This window comes from Streptomyces flavofungini (genome assembly GCF_041028215.1).
GTDB lineage: Bacteria > Actinomycetota > Actinomycetes > Streptomycetales > Streptomycetaceae > Streptomyces > Streptomyces flavofungini_B.
In genome coordinates this window covers 1-8,967 of the sequence record NZ_JASKYR010000303.1, presented here as the reverse complement: position 1 = coordinate 8,967, position 8,967 = coordinate 1, and the positions used below count along the sequence as shown (strand labels likewise).

At 70.6% G+C, this 8,967-nt stretch carries 8 protein-coding genes; 5 read left to right on the top strand and 3 right to left on the bottom strand.

Features of this window, described 5'->3' with window-relative positions; genetic code table 11:
- Positions 1 to 2: 2 nt before the first annotated feature.
- Complete coding sequence (locus tag AB8Z36_RS21065; protein ID WP_369214906.1) at positions 3 to 1,214, top strand: cation:proton antiporter; 1,212 nt, start codon at positions 3 to 5, stop codon at positions 1,212 to 1,214.
- A 38-nt stretch (positions 1,215 to 1,252) separates the two neighbouring features.
- Here AB8Z36_RS21065 and AB8Z36_RS21060 read toward each other — a convergent pair whose 3' ends face one another.
- The 3 genes from AB8Z36_RS21060 to AB8Z36_RS21050 all read right to left on the bottom strand — a co-directional run bounded on the left by AB8Z36_RS21060 (position 1,253) and on the right by AB8Z36_RS21050 (position 3,691).
- Positions 1,253 to 1,759 carry a carboxymuconolactone decarboxylase family protein gene (locus AB8Z36_RS21060; protein WP_369214905.1) on the bottom strand — a complete coding sequence of 169 codons (507 nt, stop codon included), beginning with the start codon at positions 1,757 to 1,759 and terminating at the stop codon, positions 1,253 to 1,255.
- Positions 1,760 to 1,869: 110 nt separating this feature from the next.
- Positions 1,870 to 2,100, bottom strand: coding sequence for a hypothetical protein (locus AB8Z36_RS21055; RefSeq protein WP_369214904.1), 231 nt, complete (start codon positions 2,098 to 2,100; stop codon positions 1,870 to 1,872).
- Between the two features lie 118 nt (positions 2,101 to 2,218).
- Positions 2,219 to 3,691, bottom strand: coding sequence for an aldehyde dehydrogenase (locus AB8Z36_RS21050; protein WP_369214903.1), 1,473 nt, complete (start codon positions 3,689 to 3,691; stop codon positions 2,219 to 2,221).
- Positions 3,692 to 3,960: 269 nt separating this feature from the next.
- Here AB8Z36_RS21050 and AB8Z36_RS21045 point away from each other — a divergent pair, with 269 nt between their 5' ends.
- The 4 genes from AB8Z36_RS21045 to abc-f all read left to right on the top strand — a co-directional run bounded on the left by AB8Z36_RS21045 (position 3,961) and on the right by abc-f (position 8,914).
- Positions 3,961 to 5,070, top strand: coding sequence for an alpha/beta fold hydrolase (locus tag AB8Z36_RS21045; protein ID WP_369214902.1), 1,110 nt, complete (start codon positions 3,961 to 3,963; stop codon positions 5,068 to 5,070).
- A gap of 138 nt (positions 5,071 to 5,208) precedes the next feature.
- A complete protein-coding gene (locus tag AB8Z36_RS21040; RefSeq protein WP_369214907.1) occupies positions 5,209 to 5,697 on the top strand; it encodes a TetR/AcrR family transcriptional regulator in 489 nt (162 codons plus the stop codon).
- 56 nt (positions 5,698 to 5,753) lie between these two features.
- Complete coding sequence (locus tag AB8Z36_RS21035; protein WP_369214901.1) at positions 5,754 to 6,995, top strand: cytochrome P450 family protein; 1,242 nt, start codon at positions 5,754 to 5,756, stop codon at positions 6,993 to 6,995.
- Positions 6,996 to 7,279: 284 nt separating this feature from the next.
- Entirely contained in the window at positions 7,280 to 8,914 is a 1,635-nt protein-coding gene (abc-f, locus tag AB8Z36_RS21030; RefSeq protein ID WP_369214900.1) for a ribosomal protection-like ABC-F family protein, read from the top strand.
- The last annotated feature ends 53 nt before the right edge of the window (positions 8,915 to 8,967 follow it).

Sequence of the window (8,967 nt, the reverse complement as noted above, 5' to 3'; positions counted from 1 at the left end):
CCTTGCCGGTGGTGTTCCTGGTGAGCGGCATCGGGGTCTATCTGCTTCCGCTGCCGCTGCCGACGGTGGATCCGGTGGAGCACCGGCTGCTGACCGAGCACGTGACCGAACTGTGCGTCATCATCGCCCTGATGGGCGCCGGTCTGGCGCTGAACCGGCCGGTGGGCCGCCGTCTGTGGGCCTCGACGTGGCGTCTGCTCGGCGTGACGATGCTGCTGACGGTCGCGGTCACGGCGGTGGTGGCGTGGTGGCTGCTCGACTGGCCCCCGGCCGCGGCCCTGCTCCTCGCGGCGGTCCTCGCGCCGACGGATCCCGTCCTCGCCTCGGAGGTACGGGTGGGTGAGCCCACCGAGGACGAGCACGACGAGGACGAGGTGCGGTTCGCCCTGACCAGCGAGGCGGGGCTCAACGACGGTCTGGCCTTCCCGCTGACCTACGGGGCCATCGCGCTGGCCGCCGCCGCGGGCGCGGGCTGGTCGACCGGTTGGGTCGGGACGTGGGTCCTGGAGGACGTCGTCCTGAAGTCCGTGCTCGGCGTGGTCTGCGGGCTGCTGGTCGGCCGGGTGCTGGGGTGGCTGTTCTTCCGGACCCGCTCTCCGGTGCTGCGGCTGGCGGAGTACCGGGAGGGCTTCGTCGCCCTGGCCGCCACCTTCCTGGCCTACGGGATCACCGAAGTCGCCGGAGGCTACGGCTTCCTCGCCGTGTTCACCGCCGCGTGCGCGGTACGGGCGGCCGAGCGCGCCCACGGCTTCCACAACGTGCTCCACGACTTCGTCGAACAGATCGAGCGCCTGCTCACCGCCACGCTCCTTTTCCTGATGGGCGCGTTCATCGCCTCGGGCGGTCTGGCCCCGCTGACCTGGCAGGGTGCGCTCACCGGGCTGCTGCTTCTGCTTCTGATCCGGCCGCTGACCGGGTGGATCGGCCTGGCCGGGTCCTCCCTGCGGGGAGGCGAGCGCCGGGTGGTCGCGTTCTACGGGCTGCGCGGCATCGGCTCGCTGTACTACCTCGCCTACGCGCTGGGCCAGACCGACTTCCCCGTACCGGCACGGGAGTTGTGGGCCGTGGTGACGTTCACCGTGCTGATGTCGGTCGTGCTGCACGGACTTACCGCCGGGCCGGTCGTGGGCCGCATCGACCGCAAACGGACCGCCGCCGAGCCCTCGGGGCGGGGCGGCCACTCGTCGGCCCCGGCGGCGGACCCGGATTCCTAGTTGCTGGTTCCTAGTTGCTGGTTCCTAGTTCCTGATTCCTAGTTCCATGGGTCGGTGAACGACCTGCCCGGTACCGGCTTGGCTATGAGAGCCACCGCGACGAAGAAGTTGACCTGGCCGATGGCGAACATCAGCGTGGCCAGCGCCTTGGGTCCGTAGTGCTCGGCCGCCCGCGCATACAGGTCGTCCGAGACCCGCTCGCCCTCCGTGGCGGGGGTGAGAACGGCCTCCACCAGAGCCAGTGCGGCCCGTTCGGCCGCCGTGAAGTACGGCGAGTCCTGCCAGGACGCCACCGACGTGATCCGCTCCTCCGGCTGACCGGCCTTGCGCAGAAACCCGGTGTGCAGCACGGTCAGATACGTGCTGCCGACGATCTGCCCGGCCCGCAACTGGACCAGGCTGATCGTCGGACGCGGCACCGAGCCGTTCCCGGTGACCTTGAACAGCGCGGCGGACACGTCCGCCAGTTCCGGTACGAGCCGGGCGGGGTCCTCGGTCATCCTCGGCACCATCGGGACCTCGGCCGTGCGTGAACGCGTCTCCATCGTTCTCTCTCCATCAGGGCGTGTGCGTATCGCTTCACTGCCCTGACGTACGGCGCCGGGAAAAGGTGACCGGCGGACGGCGCGCTGCTCGGCCGGGCGCCCAGAGGCTCCTAGAGCCCCATGTCGAGGGCCAGGCACGAGTAGTACTTCCAGGAGCCCTCGGGTTGGCAGGAACCGTCCGGCGTGCCGCCAGGACCGGCCTGCACCTGCTCGGTCATGTCCTCGAAGCGGACGCGTTCGGGAAGGCGGCCGTAGCGCTCGTGCCGTGCCGCCGCGACGGCGTCGCCGACGGGCTCCTCGGCAAGCTGCCCGGCGCGTTCCCCAGCGAGCTTGATCTCCATGGACGGTCTCCACTTCGTTGTCACACAGTCGCGAAGTCACCCATTGACGTCACCGTTCTAACTGGTGACGAGTATGTTCCCATGGTGGACGCACGGTCAAGGGGGCGGCCCCGCTGGGTCAGACGGTGATGGTCTGGTACTCCGTATAGGTGCCGAGGCCGACCGCCCCGTATTCGCGGCCGATGCCGCTGGCCTTGAAGCCGCCGAAGGGGCCGTCGAAGGCGACGGAGGCACCGTTGACCGTGACGGTGCCGCTGCGCACACGGCGGGCGATCGCCAGGGCGTGCTCCTCGTCGCGGGACCAGACGCCGCCGGAGAGGCCGTACTCGGAGTCATTGGCGATACGGACGGCCTCGTCCTCGTCGTCGTAGGCGATGACGACGAGGACGGGACCGAAGATCTCCTCGCGTGCGACGCGCATGGAGTTGTCGACGTCGGCGAAGACGGTGGGGGTGACGTAGTTGCCCCGCTCAAGACCCTCGGGGACCTGGGGGCCGCCCACGACGAGACGGGCGCCTTCCTCGATGCCGAGCCTGATGTACTCCCGTACGCGCTCCTGCTGGCCGGGGCTGATCAGCGGGCCGATGAAGGTGTCAGGGGCGCTCGGCTCGCCGACCTTCAGCGACTCGACCAGGTCCTTCAGAGCGGTGACGACTTCCTCGTACCGGCTGCGCGGGGCCAGGATCCTGCTCTGGGCGATGCACGACTGGCCATTGTTGAGCAGGGAGCCGAACTTCACGCCTGCCACAGCCTTCGTGAGGTCGGCGTCCGACAGGATGATCGCGGCGGACTTGCCGCCCAGCTCCAGGCTGACCCGCTTGAGCCGCTCCCCGGCGATCGAGGCGATGCGGCGGCCCGCCCGCGTCGAGCCGGTGAAGGCGATCTTGTCGACGTCCCTGTGCGACACCAGGTGTTCGCTGGTCGCCCGGTCCGCGGGCACGACGCTGAGCACACCCTCGGGCAGACCCACCCGTTCCAGCAGTTCGGCCAGCAGTCCCATGGTGAGGGAGTTCTCCGGAGACACCTTGAGGACCACGGAGTTGCCCGCGAGCAGCGCCGGGATGATCTTCGAAGTGGCCGAGGAGAACGGGGAGTTCCAGGGGATGACCGCGGCCACGACGCCGACCGCCTCGCGGCGCACCACACTGCGCACCCGGGGCGCGGAGTCGGGGCCGGGTCCAGGGCCGGAAGGGGCGAGCGTCTGCTCCCAGGCGAACTCCTCCGCCGCCTTCAGGTAGGCGTTCGCCTGCCGGGTCAGTCCTGACTGCCCGGCCCGGGTGAACCACCGCGGTGCGCCCCCTTCCCGGGAGGTCAGGTCGGCGATCCTCTCCGCGTTCGCCTCGCGCAGCGCGTTGAACTGCCGCAGCACCGCGATCCGCTCAGCGGGCGGCGTCAGCCGCCACACCCCCGCGTCGAAACTCGCCCGCGCCGCCGCAACCGCCCGGTCGATGTCAGCGGGGCGCGCCTGGGCGGCGCGGCCGACCAGTGACTGATCGTGCGGCGAGATGACATCGAGGAGTTCGGGGTCGCTCGGCTCGACCCAGGAGCCGCCGATGAAGAGGCGGGGATAGGTGGAGGTGGGGGTGGACATGGGCTCGGCCTTCTCTCAAAAACGGTGACAGTGGCGGTGACGAGTGGCACGTGTCGGTGGCGGGTGGGCGTGACGCCCGGAACGACCGACGAAGTAACTGGCACATGAATGTAGCACTTAGCCTTGTTAGTGGCGCATCAAGATGCGGGCGCGGCCTCGCCTCAAACCGGCGGCTCTTTTGCGTCACCTGTTTGACTGGTGACGCCTCCTGTGTCAATCTCACGGCGAGCAGGGCCAGTTCGGCCGGGCAGGGATGACAAGGGGTTCAGATGATCAACAGGCGTACGTTCGGCAAGGCCGTGGGGCTGGGCACCGGAGCCGCTGCCGTCGCACTGCCCGGCCTGAACGCGGGGACGGCCGCCGCGTCCACGTCAGTCACCTCGAATGCCTCAAGCCCCTCAAGTCCCTCAGGGGCCTCAAGCGCCTCGGCCGTCACGGCCATCTCCCCCGGCGCCCACATCGCGTTCCCCGCACTGCGGCGCGTCAAGGCGGGCGTTCTCGACATCCAGTACGCCGAACTCGGTCCGGCCCACGGCCCGGTCGTCGTCTGCCTGCACGGCTGGCCGTACGACATCCACAGCTTCGTCGACGCGGCCCCGCTCCTCGCCGACCAGGGCTACCGCGTCATCGTTCCCTATCTGCGCGGACACGGCGGCACCCGTTTCCTGTCCCGTCGGACGCCCCGGACCGCCGAGCAGTCCGCCGTCGCCCTCGACGTCGTCGCCCTGATGGACGCACTCAAGATCCAACGGGCGGTGCTCGCCGGTTTCGACTGGGGTTCGCGTACCGCCGACATCATCGCCGCGCTGTGGCCCGAGCGCGTCAAAGCCCTGGTCTCGACCGGCGGTTACCTGATCACCAACGTCAAGGCGCAGCTCGAACCCGCAGCCCCCGGTGTGGAACACAACTGGTGGTACCAGTGGTACTTCGCCACCGAGCGCGGCAAGAAGACCATGGAGAACGTGGACGACCGCATCGCGTTCTGCCGCTACGTGTGGACGCTGGTCTCACCCGACTGGGACTTCGACGACGCCACGTTCGCGCGCACCGCCCAGGCCTTCCGCAATCCGGACTACGCCGCCATCGTCCTGTTCAACTACCGCTGGCGCATCGGCCTCATCGAGGGTGAGCCCCGCTACGACCGCTGGGAGAAGCGGCTCGCCGCCCAGCCCGCCATCGGCGTGCCCACCGTGACTCTCGACGCGGCCCTCGACCCCTTCACGCCGCCCGGCGACGGCGCGTCCTACCGCGACCACTTCACCGGCCCGTACGAGCACCGCACGATCGCGGACGTGGGACACAACCTGCCGCAGGAAGCGCCCGCCGCCTTCGCCCGGGCCGTCCGCGACGCCGACCGCCTCCCCGCACAAAGGTCATGACGCTGCGGCACTTGTCGGGGCGTACCGCACCGGACAGTGGCGCTACGCAGGTCACCTTGCACAGCCGTGCATAGACTCTGTGCGGTGAGAGCCGACGCAGCACGCAACCTCCAATCCGTCCTGACCACCGGCGCCCGTATGCTCGCCGACGACCCCGGCGCCAGCATCGCGAGCATCGCCGCCGCGGCGGGCGTGGACCGGCGTACCGTCTACCGGCGCTTCGCCTCCCGCGAGGAGCTGCTCACCGCCATCCACGAGGCCCGGCTCACGGCCATCGAGCAGGCCATCGCCGAGGCCCGGCTGCGCGAGGCGCCCGTCACCGTGGCCCTGCACCGGTACGTCGAGAACATCATCGCCGTCAACCGCACCTGGCCCGTCGACCTCGCCCGCATGCTCACCGACGACGCGGTCCGGCGCCGCAGGAACGCCTCCGTCGAGGAGGTGGACGCCTTCCTGCGGCGCGCCACCGACGAGGGCCTCCTGCGCGGGGACCGGCCCGAGGGGTGGGCGAGCGTGCTGCTGCCGCAACTGATGCACCTGATCTCACGGCACATGCCCGAACTGACTCCCGGGCAGGCTGCCGATGTCGTCGTCGACACCCTCCTGCACGGCCTGGGAACCTCCTGACCTCTCTATCCGGGCCGCCGGACCGAATCCGCCTCACCTCGACACAGGAGCACGGCATGAGCGTTGACGAGCAGTGCCCGCACCAGGGGCAGCAAAGGCACCGAGTGGTCCTCGATGCCGCCTTCAAGGCGGACGCGCCCGCGCGTTACGCCCGGCTGCGCGAGCTCGGGCCCATCCACCCCGCCGAGTTCCACCTCGGCCTGAAGGGCTGGGTGATCGTCGGCTACGACCTGGCACGGGACGCCCTGACCCACCCCGACCTGCTCAAGGACTCCACCCCGGCGGCCGCGGCACTGGCCGCCGCCGGGTACGTCCTCAACAAGCCCTCGGTCGGCCTCGGCGCCCAGATGATGGAGGCCGACCCGCCCGAGCACACCCGCCTGCGCCGCCTGGCCTCCGCCGCCTTCACCCCACGCCGTACGGCCGACATGGGGCCGCGCGTCGAGCGGATCGCCCACGACCTCATCGACGCGCTGCCGCCCTCGGGTGAGACCGACCTCGTCGAGGCGTTCAACGCCCCGCTGCCCGCCACCGTCATCGCCGAACTCCTCGGCATCCCGCACGAACACCACCGCGACTTCCGCCGCTGGGCCGGACAGGCGCTCCAAGTGGCCTCGCCCGAGCACCGGACGGCACTCGCCGCTCTGCACGGGCTGCTGGCCCAGCTGGTGGCGGACAAGCGGCGCCGACCGCAGGACGATCTGCTCTCCGCCCTGGTGGCCGTGCGCGATCAGGAGGACGGCAGGCTCTCCGAGGAGGAACTGGTCGGCACGGCCCTGATGCTGGTCGTCGCGGGCCACGAGAGCACGGTGCATCTGCTGGGCAACTCCGTGCTGGCGCTGTTGCGCCACCCCGAACAGCTGCGGCTGCTGCGCGAGCGGCCGGAGCTGATGCCCGGCGCGGTGGAGGAGTTCCTGCGCCACGACACCTCCGTCGAGCGCTCCACGAACCGCTACGCCGCACGCGACATCGAACTCGCCGGGGTGCCGATCCCCCGGGGCAGCATGGTCGTCGTCGCCCTGGGCTCGGCCGGACACGACGCTCCGCAGGCGGACGGAGGCACCCCGGACGCTCTCGACGTGACCCGGCCCGGCGCCCGCCATCTCGCCTTCGGCCACGGCATCCACCACTGCCTGGGCGCCCCGCTGGCCCGTCTGGAGGCGACCATCGCGCTGCGCACCCTACTCTCCCGCGTCCCCGAACTGGAGTTGGCGACGCCGCCGGACGCACTCGACTGGATCGGCTCCGGCATCATCCGTGGCGTGCGGTCCCTGCCGGTGCGCTACCGGGTCGGCTGACTGTCCCCGGGTCCGGCCCGGCGTCATTTGCTACGCTGCCCATGGCCAGGGTCAGACCTGGACCAGATGACCGAGGAGTCGCAGACGTGGTGGGTGAAGACGACATCTCCGGATGAGATCCGGATGTGACAGGCCACTGGCCGGCGCCGACAGGTGCGCCCGGCGCTGACCCAAGCGCCGCGCACTGAGGTACGCGCTGCCGCCGTGGCCGTCTTTGTCGTACCCCTTCCCCACCCTGCCCAGGGCAGAGGTCTGTCTGCCCGCACATCCGCGAGGTCTCCTCCATGTCCGACGCCGCCATCACCTGCTCGAACCTCTCCTTCGCCTGGTCCGACGACACCCCGGTATTCACCGACCTGTCGTTCACGCTGGTCACCGGCCGTACCGGTCTCGTCGCCCCCAACGGCTCCGGCAAGAGCACCCTGCTCAAGCTGATCGCCGGGGAGCTCACGCCCGCCACCGGTTCGGTGTCGTTCAGCGGCACCCTCGGCCACCTCCCGCAGAGCCTCCCCCTGACCGGTGACCTCACCGTCGCCGAAGTGCTCGGCATCGCCGCAGTGATCCGCGCCCTGGACGCCGTCGAGTCCGGGGATGTGAGCGAGGAGCACTTCACCACCATCGGCGACGACTGGGACATCGAGGAGCGCACCCGGGCCCAGCTCGACCGCCTCGGCCTGGCCGACCTGGCCCTCGACCGCCGCCTGAGCACGCTCAGCGGCGGCCAGGTCGTCTCGCTCGGCCTCGCCGCCCAGCTCCTCAAGCGCCCCGACGTGCTGCTCCTCGACGAGCCGACCAACAACCTCGACCTCCAGGCACGCCACAAGCTCTACGACGTACTGGAGGACTTCACCGGCTGTCTGCTCCTGGTCAGCCACGACCGAGCGCTGCTGGACCGCATGGAACGCATCGCCGAGCTGAACGGGGACGAACTGCGCTTCTACGGCGGCGACTTCACCACGTACGAGGAAGCCGTGCGCGCCGAGCAGGAGGTCGCCGAGAAGAACATCCGCAACGCCGAGCAGGAGCTCAAGCGCGAGAAGCGCGAGATGCAGCAGGCCCGCGAGCGCGCCGAACGGCGCCAGAGCAACGCCGCCCGCAACCTCAAGAGCGCCGGTCTGCCCCGTATCTTCGCGGGCAACATGAAGCGCGGCGCGCAGGAGTCCGCGGGCCGGTCAGGGCAGCTGCACGCCACCCGGGTCAGCGAGGCCAAGGCCCGTCTCGACGCGGCCGGACGCGCGCTGCGCGAGGACCAGCGCATCGTCATCGAGCTGCCCGACACCCGGGTACCGGCCGGACGCAACCTCTTCCTCGGCGAGGGGATGCAGGTCCACCACGCCGACAGGGCCGTGTTCGCCGACGGCGGTGTCGACCTGACCGTGCGCGGACCCGAGCGCATCGCACTGACCGGACCCAACGGCGCGGGCAAGACCACCCTCCTGCGTCTGATCACCGGCGACCTCGCGCCGGACAGCGGCGGGATCAGGCGCAACGACGGCCGTATCGCCTATCTCTCGCAGCGCCTCGACCTGCTGGACCTGGACCGCACCGTGGCGGAGAACTTCGCCGCGTTCGCCCCCGAGCGGCCCGAGGCCGAGCGCATGAACCTGCTCGCCCGCTTCCTCTTCCGCGGCCCACGGGCCCACCTGCCGGTGGGCGTGCTCTCCGGCGGTGAGCGGCTGCGCGCCACCCTCGCCTGTGTGCTGTGCGCCGAACCGGCCCCCCACCTGCTGCTGCTCGACGAGCCGACCAACAACCTCGACCTGGTCAGCGCGGCCCAGTTGCAGAGCGCGCTCAACTCCTACCAGGGCGCCTTCGTCGTGATCAGCCACGACGAGCGCTTCCTCGCCGACATCGGGGTCGGTCGCTGGCTGCGCCTTGACGGGGGCGTCCTCACGGAGAAGGGGGCCCCCGCGATGTGAGCCGCCGGTGTGTGACCGGCCCGCCGCGGCGTGCTCTCCGGCGGTGAGCGGCT